The organism is Oleiharenicola lentus, from assembly GCF_051660365.1.
Lineage (GTDB): Bacteria > Verrucomicrobiota > Verrucomicrobiia > Opitutales > Opitutaceae > Lacunisphaera > Lacunisphaera lenta_A.
Genome location: NZ_JBOZXB010000001.1, coordinates 2,148,326 through 2,164,591, shown reverse-complemented (window position 1 = coordinate 2,164,591; position 16,266 = coordinate 2,148,326). Strand labels below are relative to the sequence as shown.

The following is a 16,266-nucleotide window of genomic DNA, read 5'->3' as shown; positions in this document are numbered from 1 at the left end:
ACATCAAAATAATGATTTATCGCGAAGAGCCTTTTGATGTAATCGTGTGCGGCGCAGGCCATGCGGGCGTTGAAGCCTGTCTAGCCGCAGCGCGGATGGGCGCATCCTCCCTACTTCTTTCCGGCAACATCGATACGATTGCCCAGATGAGCTGTAACCCGGCGATCGGTGGCCAAGCCAAAGGCCAAATGGTCCGCGAGATTGACGCGCTTGGCGGCGAAATGGGAATTAACACCGACGTAACGGGAATTCAGTTTCGTTTGCTCAATGAGTCCAAAGGCGCCGCCGTGCAGTCGCCTCGTGCGCAATGCGACAAAAAAGCTTATCAATTCCGACTAAAGCACACCCTCGAGCTGCAACCGAACCTCCAGATATTCCAGGCGACCGTCACGGGCCTGATTTTTAAAGACGGCAAAGTTGTCGGCTGCCGCACGAATCTGGATATCGATTTCTTAGGCCGCAGCGTGATCATCACGACGGGAACTTTTCTCCGCGGCTTGATGCACGTCGGTCAGAATAAGAACGAAGGCGGCCGTCTGGGCGATTTTAGCGCGAAAACACTTTCTAGCAGCCTGTTGGAAGCAGGCATCGAACTCCAGCGGCTAAAAACCGGCACTCCGCCGCGCATCCTTGGCCGAAGCATCAATTTCACCGGACTTCAAGAGCAGCGCGGGGATAGTGAGCCAACCCTGTTTGCCTTTCATGACACTCGCGACGACGGCGACTTGTTCCACGTGGAACAGACTGGCGAAACTCGCATCGGTTGGAAACCCGGCACCGCGCAAGCGTCGTGCTGGATGACTTACACGACGCCCAAGTCTGAGCAGATCGTCCGAGAAAACCTGCACAAGTCCGCAATGTATTCCGGCGAGATCGAAGGCGTCGGCCCGCGCTATTGCCCGAGCATTGAAGATAAATTCGTGCGTTTTGCCGACAAGCCACGTCATTTGCTTTTCCTCGAGCCAGAAGGCCGCAACACCAATGAATACTATATCAACGGCCTCTCCACGAGTCTGCCATTTGATGTGCAACTGGATCTTGTGCATAGTATCCCAGGTCTCGAGCAGGCTCAATTGCTCAGGCCGGCCTACGCCGTAGAATACGATTTTGCGCCACCGACACAGATGCATCCGTCGCTGGAATCTCGGAAGGTCGAAAACCTATTTCTAGCGGGGCAAATTAATGGCACTTCCGGTTACGAAGAAGCAGCCTCCCAAGGTCTCGTCGCAGGGATCAACGCAGTCTTGAAGGTGCGCTCTGAGCCGCCGTTAATCATTAAGCGTCACGAAGGCTATATCGGCGTGCTGATTGATGACTTGGTCACCAAAGGCACAATCGAACCGTATCGCATGTTTACGAGTAGGGCAGAGCACCGGCTTTTCTTTAATCATGGCAGCGCCGAATTGAGATTACTCGAGCATGCATCTAATCATAAATTGCTGTCCAATAATAGATTGGACAATATTCGAGCAAAGCAGAAAACGATTCTGGACTGGATGGAGTTCTTGGAAAAGAACCGCACAACCGGCGGATTTTGGGCCGAAGGAATTCGTCGCCACAAGGAAGCTGCCGCGCTGCCTGAGGCGTTTGCGAAAGAATCCAAAGAAGTCCGCGATGAGGTTCTCTATCGCGTGACCTACCGCGGTTATCTGGAACGCGAACAGCGCCAAATCGACAAGCTCAAGGAAGTGGAAAAAATCCATCTACCACCCGATCTCGACTACTCCAAGATTCTAGGCCTCCGCAAAGAAAGCGCACTGAAGCTCCAGCAATTCCGACCGCACAACTTGGGCCAGGCCAGCCGCATCAGCGGAGTTAACCCGGCGGATATCAGCATTTTAATGGTGCTCATCGAATCACAACGGCGGGCCAAAAACGCCGGTAACAACTCGCCCGCGTAATTCGTCACACGCCGCGCAAAGTTCGTGTAACAATCGCGTGACGCCCTTTAAATCCACTGGAACGCCACCTCTCACCGCTCAAAGTGCCGCCATGGAGAAAAAGAAAATCCTAGTCGTCGATGATGAGCCCGATGTTACCGATTTGGTCGCGTATCATCTCAAAGCAAAGGGCTTCCACGTGGAAACATTGAACGACGCCACGTCCAGCATCGCGAAAGCCCGTAGCTATCAGCCCGATCTGATAATACTGGACATAATGATGCCGCACCTGAGCGGGATCCAGATCTGCCGCATTCTTCGCGCCGACCCTAAACTTGCGAAGGCTCCGATTGTTTTTCTCACCGCAAAAGCTGAACCGCATGATCGCATCGAGGGATTGGAATCGGGTGCAGATGACTACCTGGGAAAGCCGTTCAGTCCGAAGGAACTCGTTTTACGCGTGGAATCGATTTTGCGTCGCATCGCTGCACCGAAGGAACCGACCGCCGCTAAGATCAAGATCGGTGAAATCCTTTTGGACAGCGATACCCACAGCGTGACGGTGCGCGGCAACGTCCTCGATCTCACGGCCACTGAGTTTAAATTACTCCGCTTGATGATGGAGCGCCAGGGCCGCGTGCAAACGCGCGAGCATTTGCTGCTCAACGTGTGGAATTATTCTACGGAGATCGAAACGCGCACGGTCGATACCCACGTGCGTCGCTTGCGCGAAAAGCTCGGCGACGAAGCCGGCTGGGTGGAAACGATTCGCGGAGTAGGGTATCGAATCTCGGATAAGAAAATGCCCGCATGATTGGTCTCATCATTGCCGGTCTCGCGTTCGCGCTGCTTTTTTTATTCCGCATTTTGTGGAAGCAAAATCGCGCGCTCGCCGAACTGCGCGATGCCGTGAAATTAAACCAGCCGTATCTACGCGAAGAAAGCATCGCGAACTATCTTCCGAATTGGAACGGCCTCGTCGAAACGATCAACCTCCAGATCACGGAAAATTCCGCCCTGCAACAGCAGCACTCCGGGCAACTCACGCAGCTCGAAGCCACGCTCGGCAATTTGCGCGAAGCGGTGCTCATCGTTGATCAGGCGAATTATATTCACCTCGCGAATCGTGCGTTGCGCGAAATTTTTCCTGCGTCGCGCAATCTCGTTAACCTCCGCCTCGAACTCATCATTCGCAGCTCCGCGTTCCTCGATTACGTGCGCGCCACGCGCGCGGGCCAGCCGTTGTCGCGGCAGGAATTCGAAATCACCGACGGTGCTCACACCGTGTGGATCGAAGCGTCCGGCGCGCCGATCGCATCGCCCGATGGGAAAAATGCGTGGGCGCTTTTCGTCATCCACAATCTCACCACCGAGCGAAAACTCGAGCGCGTGCGCCGGGATTTCGTCGCGAATGCGTCCCACGAATTACGCACGCCACTCAGCATCATTAAAGGCTACGTCGAAACGCTGGTCGACGGGCACGACACGATGACGTTCGAAGAGCGCGATAAATTTTTAAAAACCATCCAGCGTCACAGCGATCGTTTGAAAGCGATCATCGACGATCTACTTTCGCTTTCGCGCCTCGAGTCCGCCACGCCGCAGCTGAATCTCGAAGCCGTAAACTTCGCAGAATTTTTTGGCGAACTCGCGGATGAATATCGCCATCGTGAAAGTGGCGCGGCTCACACGATCACGGTCGCAGTGCCGGCGGATTTCGGCGCCGTAAATGGCGACCGCGAAAAGTTAACTCACGTCTTCGGCAACTTAATCGAGAACGCGCTCAAATATACGCCGAAAGGTTCGCGGATCGAACTCGGCGCGCGCGCGCTCGGCGGCAACGAAGTGGAATTATGCGTGCGCGATAACGGCGCCGGCATTCCTGCGACAGATCTACCACACATCTTCGAACGTTTTTATCGCGTCGAAAAAGGCCGCTCACGCGAAACTGGCGGCACCGGTCTCGGACTCAGCATTGTGAAACACATCGTGCAGTTGCATCACGGCAAAGTGTGGGCCGAAAGCAGTGAAGGGCAGGGGCTCGCGATTTTTGTGAGCCTGCCGCGTTCGCAGAAAAGCTGACGCTTCGGAGTTGCGCCGCAGCGCACTCTTACGACAAACGAAAGCGTGGGCCTCACACCGGAATTCCTCGCACGCATCAACGACCGCCGCACCGCCTTGCGCGCGGAACTCGCGGCGCTTTTACCGCAAAAACAGGCCATCGTCTGGGAAATCGGCTCAGGCCACGGCCATTTTCTGACGCGTTACGCGCAGGAATTTCCCGAAAAAACGTGCGTAGGCGTCGATATCAACACCCTGCGCATCGGCCGGAGTCGGAAAAAAGCCACGCGCGGCAAGCTCGCAAACTGCCATTTCGTGCTCACGGAAGCGGGCGAATTTCTCCACGCGTTGCCCGACGAGATCACTTTTAGCGAAATCTGGGTGTTGTTTCCGGATCCGTGGCCGAAAAAGCGTCACCACAAAAACCGGATCATGCGCGCGGACTTTCTCGAATCAGCCGCCAGTCGGGTAAAAGAGGGCGGGAAACTGTATTTTCGCACGGATCATGCAGACTATTTTGCCGCCGTTAAGAACCTAATGCCCACCGTAAACACTTGGGCCATAGCCGAAAACGCAGATTGGCCACTGGAACACGAGACGGTTTTTCAAGCCCGCGCGCCCTCGTATCAGTCATTCGTGGCGATCAGGACATCACATCCAGCCACACCAACAGAAACAACTGACTCACGGCTGCCACCCCTAACAGGACCCAGGTAAGCTGCATAAATGGATTCGGATGGAGCGCGCGCTCGCCATTCGAACGCACCTTCGGGGCGGTCCGCGCCAGCAATGCTGAGTTATCGGAATCCATTAATTTTTAAAATGCGGCCTTGCTCACCCTGCGCAAGCTCAGGCTACATTAGATATGACAGTTCGCCGACCCCACGCGGCTAATTCCACCCCTTTCCCCACGACATAGTCATTTCAGGGGTTGACGCTCTGACGGGCCGAAACCTAATTATTAGACCTCTTTCTTCTGATAAAACAGCTTCCGCGCCACCACATGTTCACCACTAAAAAACTACTCGGACTCGCCGCCGGTCTCGGACTGGCCACCAGCGCGTTTGCCGAAGGTGTTGCCGCTCGGGCCTCAGTGCTGATTCCGCTCGGCCACGACAAACACGGCGTTTGGGGCATCACGAACAGCATGCTCACCAGCTGGACGATTTCGACGCTCGTAGTTTTGCTTATCCTGTGGGCCGTCGGTAAACCAAAAATTTTCCCGACCAAGAGTCAGGCCGTATTCGAATCCATCCTCGAAGCGCTCCGTGAACTCTTCGAACCCATCGTCGGTAAAAAAGCGTTCCCCGCTGCGTTCCCGCTGCTGGTCACGTTGTTCATCTTTATTTTAGTGCATAACTGGATGGGCCTGCTCCCAGGCGTCGGCACCTTCGGCTGGGGCCACACCGATGCCGCCGGTCACTTCCATCTGACGAATCCGTGGATTCGTCCGCACAACGCCGATTTCAACGGCACCATCGCGCTCGCGCTCGTTTCCTTCGGCGCGTGGATCATTCTTATCTTAAAATACGCCGGCCCGAAACTGATTCTCTGGGATCTCTTCGGCAACAAAGCTGAAAAGAGCGAAACCCCGGGTTGGCTCTATCCGATCCTCTCTTTGGTTTTCATCATCGTCGGTTTGATCGAAGTGTTCTCGATCGGCATTCGCCCATTCACGCTTTCGGTTCGTCTCTTCGGTAACGTCTTCGGCGGCGAAAACCTCCTGCACGGCACAAGCTTCTTCTTCGTATTCTATTTCATGGAACTGCTCGTCGGCTTGATTCAAGCGACGGTCTTCACGCTTCTCTCGGCCGTTTACCTCGGTTTGATCACGAATCACGGCGATGACCACGATCACGCCGAAGGTCACGGCGCCGGCCACGGTGCGGAGGCGCATCACTAATCCTTTTCTGCCGGGAGCGTGCCTTCAGATGCGCGCACGGCAGCAACCACAACCAACAAGATAAACATCACCATGCTCGACATCATCGCTCAAGTCACCGCTCCCGCCGGCATCACCGGTAACATCACCAGCGCGTTCGGCCTCCTCGGCGCCGCCATCGGCGTAGGCCTCATCGGCACCAAAGCCGCTGAATCCGTCGGTCGCAATCCCGGCGCTTCCGGCAAAATCCTCGTTCAAGCCATCATCGGTATGGCGCTCGCGGAAGGTCTCGGCATTCTCGCGCTGTTCCTCGCTTAATCAGTAAGTAATCCTTTGAACCGGCGGCGCGCCGGCCAACAACGCCCGCGCCGCCATTCCCTTTCCCTCCATGTTGCCTCTCCTGCTCGCAGTCACAGAAGCCGTCGAACACTCCACCGGCCAACCCGGTATGGTCGAAAAATTCGGCATCGAGCCGAAGTATATCGTGATGCAGGTGATCAGCTTCCTGATCCTCTTCGGCGTCCTCTATAAATTCGGCATCAAGCCCACCATCGCCACGATGGAAGAGCGCAACGCCAAGATCGCGACCGGCCTCAAAAACGCCGAAGAAACGCAAGCCCGCCTCGCCGCCGCCGCCGCGGAAAGCGCCGCCATCGTCAAGGCCGCGCAAGCCGAAGCCCAAAAATCCATCGAAGAGGCCCGCAAGGCCGCGAAGGAATTCGGCGACAAACAACAAGCCGAGGCCATCGCTCGCGCCGCCGACACCCTCGCCAAGGCGCAACAAGCCATCGAACTCGAGCACAAAAAAATGCTCGAACAAGCCCGCACCGAAATCGCCCGTCTCGTCGTCACGACCACGGAGCGCGTGCTCGCCAAGAAACTCACCGATGCCGACCGCGCCGCTTACAACGAAGCCGCCGCGAAGGAACTTTCGTTCCTCTAATCGAGTTTCCCGCTTCATCCTTTTTCACTCCTCACGCATCACCCAGTCATGGCCGCCGCCAAAAAAACCAAGCAACTCGCCAAACAGCTTTTCAAGCTGAGCGTGGTCAACGGCCAGGTTTCCGCCGAGCAAGTCAGCGGCGTCTTGGGCTGGGTCGAAAAAACCCGCCCGGCGCAATCACTCACGCTGCTCAAACTGTATCAGCGCCAGATCGCCGCCGAAATCGCGAAATCCGAAGCCGTCGTCACGCACGCCGGTCCGTTGGGTGAAAATGTGCTCGCGCAGGTCACCGCCGCGATGACCAAGAAATACAGTCGCCCCGTCACCGCGAAAGCGCAGCTCGATTCTTCCTTGCTCGCCGGTCTTCGTGTCCGCGTCGGCAACGATATTTACGAATCCTCCGTCGCCGGCCAACTCGCCACCCTTTCCGTCTAACCCCCGTCTTTAACTAAGCGTCCCACGCCATGAGCAACGTCATCGAACAAATCGAACAGCAGATCGCCAAGCTTTCCAGCAAGGCCGTCAAGAAGAACACCGGTCGCATTCGCACGGTCGCCGACGGCGTCGCCAAAATCGATGGCCTCTCCGACGTCATGTATAACGAGATGGTGCAATTCCCCGGTGGCACCATCGGCATCGCGCTCAATCTTGAAGAAGACGAAGTCGGCGTGGTCGTCCTCGGCGACGTCTCCCAACTCAAAGAAGGCGACGAAGTCACCACCACCGGCAAGCTCCTTTCGATTCCCGTCGGCAAGGCTCTCCTCGGTCGCGTCGTCGACGCCCTCGGCCGCCCGGTCGACGGCAAAGGCCCGATCGATTCCAAGGAATCCTATCCGGTCGAGAAAATCGCGCCCGGCATCATGGTGCGCAAATCGGTTAACCAACCGCTCTTCACCGGCATCATGGCGATCGACTCCATGATCCCGATCGGTCGCGGCCAGCGCGAACTCATCATCGGCGATCGCGGCACGGGCAAGACCACGATCTGTATCGACACGATCATCAATCAAGCCCGCATCAACAAAGTCGGCATCGCCTCCGGTAACAAAGATTTCCGTCCGGTTTATTCCATCTACGTCGCCGTCGGTCAGAAACAATCGAACGTCGTTCGCACCATCTCGGCCCTCGAAGCCGCCGGCGCCCTCGAATACACGGTCATCGTCGCCGCGACCGCCGCGGACAATCCGGCCAACCAATACATCGCTCCGTTCTCCGGCGCCGCCGTCGGCGAATGGTTCATGGAAAACGGCATGGATGCGCTCATCGTTTACGACGATCTCTCCAAGCACGCCGTCGCTTACCGCCAAATTTCGCTCATCCTGAAACGTCCGTCCGGTCGCGAAGCGTATCCTGGCGACGTGTTCTACCTCCACAGCCGCCTCCTCGAGCGCGCGGCCCGTCTCGACGGCAAAGGCTCGCTCACCGCGCTGCCGGTCATCGAAACGCAAGCGGGCGACGTGTCCGCTTACATCCCGACGAACGTCATCTCGATCACCGACGGCCAGATCTTCCTCGAAACCGATCTCTTCAATCAAGGCATTCGTCCTGCCGTTTCCGTCGGTCTCTCCGTGTCCCGCGTCGGTTCTTCCGCGCAGATCAAAGTCACAAAGCAAGTCGGTGGTAAGTTGAAGGGCGAGCTCGCGCAGTTCCGCGAACTTGCCGCCTTCGCGCAATTCGGCTCCGACCTCGATGCCAAAACGAAAGCCACGCTCGAACGCGGCGCGCGCATCGTCGAACTCTTCAAGCAAGCCCAACTCAACCCGCTCTCCATCGAAGTCCAGGCCTCGATCCTCTGGGCGTTGCAGAAGGGTTATTTCGACACCGTTGAAGTAAAGAACGTCGTGCAAGCCTCCGGCTCGCTCCGTGACTACCTCACGACCCGTCGTGACGCGCTGCTCACCAACATCCGCTCGAAAGCCGCGCTCTCGCCGGAAATCGAAGCCGACCTCAAGTCCGCGCTCGACGAGTGGAAGTCCACTTTCTCCGCTAAATAATTTTCGCAACCTAGCGCTCATCCGCAATGGCCTCACTCCGCGACATCCGCCGACGCATCAAGTCGGTTAAAAACACCCGCCAGATCACCAAGGCGATGGAGTTGGTCTCTGCGTCGAAAATGAAGAAGGCGCAGCAGTCCGCACTCGCGGGCCGCGCATACGCCAACCTCATGGCCGATATGCTCGCCGCGCTGGCGGGCCGCGTGGAAGACATCTTCGAGCATCCGTTTCTCGCGAAGCGCCCGGTCAACACCCGCGGCATTTTGCTCATCACTTCGGACAAAGGCCTCGCCGGCCCGCTCAACGCCAATCTTTTCAAACTCGTCACCGAGATCAAAGGTCAGGCGAAATACGTGGCCGTTGGTCGCAAGGGTGCGCAGTTCCTCGCCCGCACGAAGCGCGACCTCGTCGCCGATTTCACCGTCTCCGATCGCGTCGTCTTCTCGGAAGTGAAGACCGTCGTCGAGTTCATGGTGAAAATGTATCTCGAAGGCACGATCGACACCATCGAAGTCGTTTATCCGCGTTTCAAAAACACGCTCGTCCAAGAGCCGATGGTGCGTCCGTTGCTGCCGCTCACGAACGTCCGCGAGTTCATCGCCAAAAACCGCACCGGCGGCGACGGCGTAAAGTTCACCGATGATCGCGACATGCTGTTCGAGCCGAGCGTGAAATCCGTGCTCGAAGCGCTGCTGCCGTTCTACATCAACCGCTGGGTTTACCAAATGGTGCTCAGCGCGAAGGCGTCCGAACATTCTGCGCGCATGGTCGCGATGAAGACTGCGAAAGACAACGCCACCAAACTCGTCGGCGAACTCTCCCTCGAATACAACAAGGCCCGCCAAGCCGGCATCACCCAGGAAATCCTGGAAATCGCCGCTGCGTCGTTCGCCACCACTTAATCAATTTAACCAACCCCGCCCTCGTTTCAGTCATGAGCAATCAAGGCAAAATCGTCCAAGTCATCGGCGCCGTCGTCGACGTGCAGTTCTCTGAGAACGCCGTTCCCGCCATCTACCAAGCCCTCACGGTCGACTTCACCGTCGCTGGCCAGAAAGAACACCTGACTCTCGAAGTGCAGCAGCACCTCGGTGGCGGTCTCGTTCGCACCATCGCGATGTCTTCCTCCGAAGGCCTGGTGCGTGGCCACCCGGTGGTCGACACCGGTGCGCCGATTTCGGTGCCGGTCGGCGAAGGCATTCTCGGTCGCATTTTCAACGTCACCGGTGATCCGGTGGACGGCAAAGGCCCGGTTCCGCACACAAAGCGCTATCCGATTCACCGCGCCGCTCCGGCACTCGCGGATCAAGACACGAAGGCCGCGATCCTCGAGACCGGCATCAAGGTCATCGACTTGATCTGCCCGTTCATCAAGGGCGGTAAAGCCGGTGCGTTCGGTGGTGCCGGCGTCGGCAAGACCGTCGTCATTCTCGAGCTCATCAACAACATTGCCAAAGCGCACGGCGGTTACTCCGTGTTCGCCGGCGTCGGTGAACGTTCCCGTGAAGGTAACGATCTTTACCACGAAATGTCCGACGCGGGCGTCATCAAACAAGATGACCTCGGCAAGTCGAAGGTCGCACTCGTTTACGGCCAGATGAACGAACCGCCCGGTGCTCGTATGCGCGTCGCGCTCTCCGCGCTCGCGATGACGGAATATTTCCGCGACGAGAAAAACCAGGACGTGCTGCTCTTCGTCGATAACATCTTCCGTTTCTCGCAAGCCGGTTCCGAAGTGTCCGCGCTCCTCGGTCGCTCGCCGTCCGCGGTCGGTTACCAACCGACGCTCTCGAACGAGATGGGCATTCTTCAGGAACGCATCACGTCGACGAAGAAAGGTTCGATCACGTCCGTGCAGGCCGTTTACGTGCCCGCCGACGATTTGACCGATCCCGCTCCGGCGAACACCTTCGCTCACTTGGATTCCACGATCGTGTTGGAACGCTCCATCGCCGAACTCGGTATTTATCCGGCCGTCGATCCGCTCTCTTCCGTCTCGAAAGCGCTCCAGCCCGACATCGTCGGCGAAGAGCACTACAAGGTCGCCCGTGAAGTGCAGCGCGTTCTCCAACGCTACAAGGATCTCCAGGACATCATCGCGATTCTCGGTCTCGATGAACTTTCCCCGGAAGACAAACTCACCGTTTACCGCGCGCGTAAGATTCAACGTCTCCTTTCGCAACCGTTCGCGGTCGCTGAAGTGTTCACCGGCACACCGGGCAAATACGTCCCGGTTAAGGAAACCGTCCGCGGCTTCAAGATGCTGCTCGATGGCGAACTCGATCACATCGCCGAAACCGACTTCTACATGAAGGGCGGTATCGAAGAAGTCATCGCTGCTTCCAAGAAGGCCTAATCACCATGCCACTCACACTCGAAATCGTCACGCCCGAGGCGAAGGTGTATTCCGACACCATCGACTCCGTCGTCATTCCGACGGTCGAGGGCGAGATCGGCATTCTTCCCGGCCACATCCCGCTGCTCACGCAAATTGAGCACGGCGAACTCCGCGTCACCAAAGGCGCCGCCACCTCGTGGCTCGCCGTCGGTAACGGATTCGCGCAGATCGAAGGCGACACCGTCCGTGTGCTTGCCGAGACCGCAATCGCCGAGGAAAAGATCGACGAAAACGCCGTGGAAGCCGCGATGAAGCGCGCCGAAGCGGAGTTGAAAGAAGCCAAGAACATGGACCCGCAACAATACGAGCACCTGCAAAGTCTCGTGCGTTACAGCGGCGTCCAACTCGCGGTCAAACGTCGCCGCCGTTAATCGGCCTTCGCCAAAAAATTCAGCGCGACTTCGGTCGCGCTTTTTTTGCGCCCAATTTTGCCGCAGAGAACACCGAGTCTTCACCGAGCGCACAGAGAGATTTCTCCGTGAGCTCGGAGCCGGCTCCTTCCGACTCTGTGTCTAAACCTAAAATTCACCGCGTCTCGCGCTCGCGATACTCACTCGGCGTGCATCCCGCAAATTTACGAAACCGTTTCGCGAAATAAAATGGATCCGCAAACCCCGTTTCTCCCGCCACTTCGTTGATCCGCAGACTGCTATGCGCGAGCAATTGCTGCGCCTGTCGCAACCGCAACTCCTCGCTGTAACGCTGCGGCGTTTCACCGGTTTCTTCTTTGAAGAGATGGCTCAGTCGCGACTCCGACAAGCCGCAGTGCTTCGCGAGTGATTCCAAACGAAACGTTTCCGCCGAATGCGTGGCCAGATAGTCCATGGCTTTGCGCACGCGTTCATCCAACCGCGACAGCTGATTGCCTTCGGTCGTTTGTTGCGCCCAGAGCAAAGCTTCCTCCAAGGCGTTCAATGCAAACTCCACGGCATCGCCATGCGGCCTTTTCAGCGTCGCCACCGTGCGATTCAGCGATGCCTCGAAACCTTTTCGAGTTTTCCCCACAGGAAAATTCAAAACACCCGCACCGCTCGCAAATTCCGGCCAGCGAAGCCACGCGCGCCACATCGGACGCGGCTGAAAATGTGCCCACAACAAACGCCAGCGGCCGGCTCCTTCATCCGTGCGATAATCCTGCGGCGTCGACGGTGAATATAAAATTGCCTGCCCGGCCTTCAGCGTGAGCACCCTTTCACCCAGCACGATATGCCCGGCACCACTCACCGTATAAATCAGCAGCCAATCGCCGCTGCCCCGCGGCCGCCAGTTGGTGTAGCTCGACCCCTGGTTAAACTCGCTCGCGATAATGGTTTTTACCGGACGAAAAAGCGTTTCAGCACGACTCATACGCAGCAGGATATTCCAGCCATTTAAACGCGCAACCCATTCCTCATTTCGTATCCCCCGTGCTACATTGTCGGCATGGTCGCCCCTACCACCGCTTCATCTCCGCTCATTTCCCCCGAGCAAGTTGCCCAGTTCCACCGTGACGGCTACTGCGTCGTCGATGCGCTTTTCAGCTCCGAGGAAATCGCCGCCATCGAAGCGTTCTTCGAGGATTTTAAAACGCTCGGTCACAAAATCTACGACGTCGGTTATAATTTCGAAGAGATCGATCCCACAAAAACCCAGCTGCGTGCGGTGCACCCGCATCGCCACAGCGACCGCGTCAAGCAATGGGCGCTTCACCCGCGCGTCGCGAGCGTGCTGGCCACCCTCCTCGGTCACGATCCGTTGCTCGCACAGACGATGTATTATTTTAAACCCCCCGGCGCCAAAGGGCAGGGGATGCATCAGGATAATTTCTATCTCCTCGCCGCACCCGCGACCTGCATCGCGGCGTGGACGGCCATCGACGCCGCGACGATCGACAACGGTTGCCTCTACGTCGTGCCGGGCTCGAATCAAAAAGGCATCCACTGTCCCGCCGAGAGTTCGGAGACGTGGATGAGCTACGGCGACAGCCACATCAAACCGTTCCCGCGCGAAACCAAACCGATTCCCGTCGAAGTCCCGCGCGGCGCCACGATGTTTTTCGGTGGCCACCTGATTCACGGCTCCGGCCCAAATCGCACCAAGGATCGCAGCCGCCGCACGTTTATCGGCCACTACATGGACAGCGCCTCCGATCAGATCGCGACATTCTATCATCCCGTGCTCAACCTGCGCGGCGAAGTCGTCAGCACCATCAAAGCCCCCGAAGGCGGCGGCCCCTGCGGCGACGGCTGGCTCGGTGCAACGCACTGAGTTCAGCTAATTGGGAGGGCCCGACCTCCGGGCGGGCCGAGGGTAGGGACGGTTATTCCTAACCGCCCTGTTCGATGCTTCAAAGCCAAGGGGCCGTAAGAATAACGGCCCCCACCTTAAGGCATCAGCGCGCGACGCCCGCGCCTTTTAATGCCACGCCTGGGGACGCCCCGGTGTGTTCGCCTTCGCGCACCACGACCAGGCCGTTCACCACCACAAACGGAAATCCTTTCGCGTAGTGATGCGGCTCTTTGTAGCTCGCCGGATCGGAAACTTTCTCCGGATCGAACACCGCGATGTCGGCCCAGTTGCCCACCGCGAGTTCGCCCCGTTTTTCGAAACCAAAGGAACGCGCGGGCAAACTCGTCATTTTTCGCACGGCGTCTTCGAGAGTAATCACCTTCAACTCGCGCACGTAACGCGCAAGCACGCGCGCGTTGTTTCCATAGCCACGCGGGTGCGGCACGCCCTGGCCGAAATCGCGAATGCCACTGTCCGACGCAAACATCGTCGAGGAATGTTTCATGAAGCTCTGCAAATCTTCCTCCTGCATCCCGTGAAATACGCCCTGCGCGCCGCCGCGTTTTTCGATTTCCAGAATAACCTCCACTTGGTTCTCGAGTGAGTCTGAGCCGTAGAGTTTTTGCGCCGCCTCAACAATATTCATTCCGTTCAGCGACACATCGCCGCGAAATGACGCGATCACCGCATACGCATAATCGACCCGCCCGCGCGTTTTCACGTAAGCTTTCATCTTCTCCACCAGCTTCGCTTTCGCCACGGGATCATTCAGAATCGAAAGAAATTTTTCGCGGCCGCCATCAAACGCCTCGTCCGGAATCAGCGAGCGGATCGACGTGCTCGACGCCGTGTAGGTGTATTGATCCTGCGTCACGCGCACGCCGCTCGCGCGCGCCTGGTCGAGCATCGCGATTACTTTTGCCGACTGTCCCCACGACGGCTCACCGGACAATTTGATGTGCGACAATTCCGCGCGCACCTTCGCTTCGCGTGCAATCACCAACAGTTCGTCGATCGCCGCAAAAATTTTGCCGCTCTCCGAACGCATGTGGCTCGCGTAGATGCCATCGTAGGGCGTGATGACTTTCGTCAGCTCCACGAGCTCATCCGTCTTCGAATACGCGCCGGGCAGATAAATCAGCCCGGTCGAAAAACCGATCGCTCCCGCTTTCATCGCGGCATCCACCTGCGCTTTCATATCGGCCATCTCTTCTTTAGACGGCACGCGATCGAAAATCCCCTTCATCGCCTTTTCGCGAATCGTGTTGTGCCCGATAAACGTCGCGACGTTCGGCGACACACCTCGCGTTTCGACGTCATGGAAAAACTTCGCGATGTCCGGCTCCGATCCGCCGCAATTCCCGACCACGATGCTAGTCACGCCCATGCGCAGGAAATTTTCCGCTCGTGGTTTTTCCCACACATCGTCCGCATGCGTGTGCACGTCGATAAATCCCGGCGCAATCACCGCGCCTTTCACATCGATGCGTTCTTTCGCCGTGCCGATGACCGTGCCCATCTTGGCAATGCGACCGTCTTTTAGCGCCACATCGCCGACGAACGCCGGCTTGCCGGTGCCATCGACGACGCGTCCATTGGCGAGAATTAGATCATAATCCTCAGCCCATGCGCATGCGATCAACGCCAGCGCGAGACTTGCTCCGAAAATTTTGCGAACGGCTTTCATCGGTTGGATTGTTTCGGGGTGACCCCGTGACCACTCTTGAGGTGGGCGACTGAAAGATTTCCGCCGGTCGCAATGAAGCCGCCCTCAAACGGATTTTCCGACATGAACCACGGCGTATCCAAATCGGCGAACGTGAATCCACCCTGGCCCGCGGCGAGGCACGCCGAAACCGTCATCGCGAGAATCGATTCCACATTACCGCCGATCATCAGGCCGATGTTTCGCTCCTTCGCGACCTTCACAATCTCGAGCGCGGTGGAGAGCCCGGCCTTCATCAATTTGATGTTCACAAAATCCGCCGCGCGCTCGTCGGCGATCCTGGTGACATCAGCACCCGAGCACGCCGTTTCATCGGCTGCGACAGCCCAGCCACTTTCCTCACGTAACTCCCGCGCTCCCGCCAAATCCTCTTTCGCCAGCCACTGCTCGAGCAGCGCCGGTTTGATGCCTGCATCGCGGATTCCTCGCACCAGTTCGCTCGCATGGGCGCGACTGACGCCCGCGTTGCCGTCGAGAATCAGCGGAGAATCCGGCGCGGCAGCGTGAATCGCACGGATGCGCTCCAAGTCGTGGCCAGCGCCTTTCGCGCCGCCGACTTTCACTTTGATCGTGCGAATGCCCCGAGCGCGAATCGCGCGGGCATCTTCCGCGGCTTGCGCGGCGGTGCCGGTGGTCACGGTCATATCGGTTTCGAGTTCGGTGCCGAAGCCGCCGAAAAATTTCCACAACGGCACGCCCTGGCTTTTCGCGAGGGCATCGACGATGGCCATTTCGATCGCGCATTGCGCGGAGCCGCAGGTCGCGCCGCCCCACGCGCGAATTTCTTCGGCGAACGCACGCCAGTCGTTGACCTCGCGGCCGATGAGCTTCGGTTTAAAATTATTCAGCGTGCGCAGCGCGTCGGCTTGAGTCTCGCCATTGTAAGGCGGCAGCGGCGCAGCCTCGCCGTAACCGATTTGCCCGTTCGCCAGCGTGACGCTCACGAGCACGTTGTTCGCCATCGCCTGCGCGCCACCGGAAATTCCAAACGGCGTGTGCAGTGGAATATCGAGCGTGGAAATTTCAACGGCGCGAATCGAAGTCGGGGAGCTCACGCGGTGACTAGAACGAATGCACCCTCTTTAAGCAAGGTGGAGCCCGCGAGATTGCTTTA

At 57.9% G+C, this 16,266-nt stretch carries 16 protein-coding genes; 13 read left to right on the top strand and 3 right to left on the bottom strand.

Features of this window, described 5'->3' with window-relative positions:
- The first annotated feature begins 11 nt into the window (after nt 1-11).
- The 12 genes from mnmG (at nt 12) to atpC (ending at nt 11,529) form a co-directional block, all read left to right on the top strand.
- A complete protein-coding gene (gene mnmG / locus ACRRQW_RS08075) occupies nt 12-1,901 on the top strand; it encodes a tRNA uridine-5-carboxymethylaminomethyl(34) synthesis enzyme MnmG (RefSeq protein ID WP_438480770.1) in 1,890 nt (629 codons plus the stop codon).
- A 91-nt stretch (nt 1,902-1,992) separates the two neighbouring features.
- Entirely contained in the window at nt 1,993-2,694 is a 702-nt protein-coding gene (locus tag ACRRQW_RS08070; RefSeq protein ID WP_438480769.1) for a response regulator, read from the top strand.
- Complete coding sequence (locus tag ACRRQW_RS08065) at nt 2,691-3,962, top strand: sensor histidine kinase (protein WP_438480768.1); 1,272 nt, start codon at nt 2,691-2,693, stop codon at nt 3,960-3,962. Before ACRRQW_RS08070 ends, ACRRQW_RS08065 begins: the two co-directional genes overlap by 4 nt.
- Before the next feature lie 45 nt (nt 3,963-4,007).
- Nucleotides 4,008-4,658, top strand: a complete 651-nt coding sequence (trmB, locus tag ACRRQW_RS08060; RefSeq protein WP_438480767.1) for a tRNA (guanosine(46)-N7)-methyltransferase TrmB — start codon at nt 4,008-4,010, stop codon at nt 4,656-4,658.
- 286 nt (nt 4,659-4,944) lie between these two features.
- Nucleotides 4,945-5,844 carry a F0F1 ATP synthase subunit A gene (locus ACRRQW_RS08055; protein WP_438480766.1) on the top strand — a complete coding sequence of 300 codons (900 nt, stop codon included), beginning with the start codon at nt 4,945-4,947 and terminating at the stop codon, nt 5,842-5,844.
- Between the two features lie 72 nt (nt 5,845-5,916).
- Nucleotides 5,917-6,141 carry an ATP synthase F0 subunit C gene (locus tag ACRRQW_RS08050; RefSeq protein WP_438480765.1) on the top strand — a complete coding sequence of 75 codons (225 nt, stop codon included), beginning with the start codon at nt 5,917-5,919 and terminating at the stop codon, nt 6,139-6,141.
- Nucleotides 6,142-6,211: 70 nt separating this feature from the next.
- Nucleotides 6,212-6,766, top strand: a complete 555-nt coding sequence (atpF, locus tag ACRRQW_RS08045) for a F0F1 ATP synthase subunit B (protein ID WP_438480764.1) — start codon at nt 6,212-6,214, stop codon at nt 6,764-6,766.
- A 48-nt stretch (nt 6,767-6,814) separates the two neighbouring features.
- On the top strand, nt 6,815-7,201 hold the full coding sequence (locus ACRRQW_RS08040) for a F0F1 ATP synthase subunit delta (RefSeq protein ID WP_438480763.1): 387 nt from the start codon (nt 6,815-6,817) through the stop codon (nt 7,199-7,201).
- Between the two features lie 29 nt (nt 7,202-7,230).
- Nucleotides 7,231-8,760 carry a F0F1 ATP synthase subunit alpha gene (gene atpA, locus ACRRQW_RS08035; protein WP_438480762.1) on the top strand — a complete coding sequence of 510 codons (1,530 nt, stop codon included), beginning with the start codon at nt 7,231-7,233 and terminating at the stop codon, nt 8,758-8,760.
- Nucleotides 8,761-8,786: 26 nt separating this feature from the next.
- On the top strand, nt 8,787-9,662 hold the full coding sequence (gene atpG / locus ACRRQW_RS08030; RefSeq protein WP_438480761.1) for an ATP synthase F1 subunit gamma: 876 nt from the start codon (nt 8,787-8,789) through the stop codon (nt 9,660-9,662).
- Nucleotides 9,663-9,694: 32 nt separating this feature from the next.
- Nucleotides 9,695-11,116, top strand: a complete 1,422-nt coding sequence (gene atpD, locus ACRRQW_RS08025; protein ID WP_438480760.1) for a F0F1 ATP synthase subunit beta — start codon at nt 9,695-9,697, stop codon at nt 11,114-11,116.
- Nucleotides 11,117-11,121: 5 nt separating this feature from the next.
- Nucleotides 11,122-11,529, top strand: coding sequence for an ATP synthase F1 subunit epsilon (gene atpC / locus ACRRQW_RS08020; RefSeq protein ID WP_438480759.1), 408 nt, complete (start codon nt 11,122-11,124; stop codon nt 11,527-11,529).
- Between the two features lie 154 nt (nt 11,530-11,683).
- Here the strand turns inward: atpC and ACRRQW_RS08015 are convergent, their stop codons facing one another.
- Nucleotides 11,684-12,505 (bottom strand): helix-turn-helix domain-containing protein, encoded by an 822-nt coding sequence (locus tag ACRRQW_RS08015; RefSeq protein WP_438480758.1) that lies wholly within the window; start codon nt 12,503-12,505, stop codon nt 11,684-11,686.
- A gap of 75 nt (nt 12,506-12,580) precedes the next feature.
- On the opposite strand from ACRRQW_RS08015, the gene ACRRQW_RS08010 reads away from it, so the two are divergent.
- Nucleotides 12,581-13,405 carry a phytanoyl-CoA dioxygenase family protein gene (locus ACRRQW_RS08010; RefSeq protein ID WP_438480757.1) on the top strand — a complete coding sequence of 275 codons (825 nt, stop codon included), beginning with the start codon at nt 12,581-12,583 and terminating at the stop codon, nt 13,403-13,405.
- 124 nt (nt 13,406-13,529) lie between these two features.
- Here the strand turns inward: ACRRQW_RS08010 and ACRRQW_RS08005 are convergent, their stop codons facing one another.
- Together ACRRQW_RS08005 and ACRRQW_RS08000 are read right to left on the bottom strand one after the other, a co-directional pair.
- Nucleotides 13,530-15,113: an N-acyl-D-amino-acid deacylase family protein gene (locus ACRRQW_RS08005; RefSeq protein WP_438480756.1), complete on the bottom strand. Its 1,584-nt coding sequence runs from the start codon at nt 15,111-15,113 to the stop codon at nt 13,530-13,532.
- Nucleotides 15,110-16,207, bottom strand: a complete 1,098-nt coding sequence (locus ACRRQW_RS08000; protein ID WP_438480755.1) for a dipeptide epimerase — start codon at nt 16,205-16,207, stop codon at nt 15,110-15,112. The genes ACRRQW_RS08005 and ACRRQW_RS08000 overlap by 4 nt, the downstream gene beginning before the upstream one ends.
- Nucleotides 16,208-16,266: the final 59 nt, after the last annotated feature.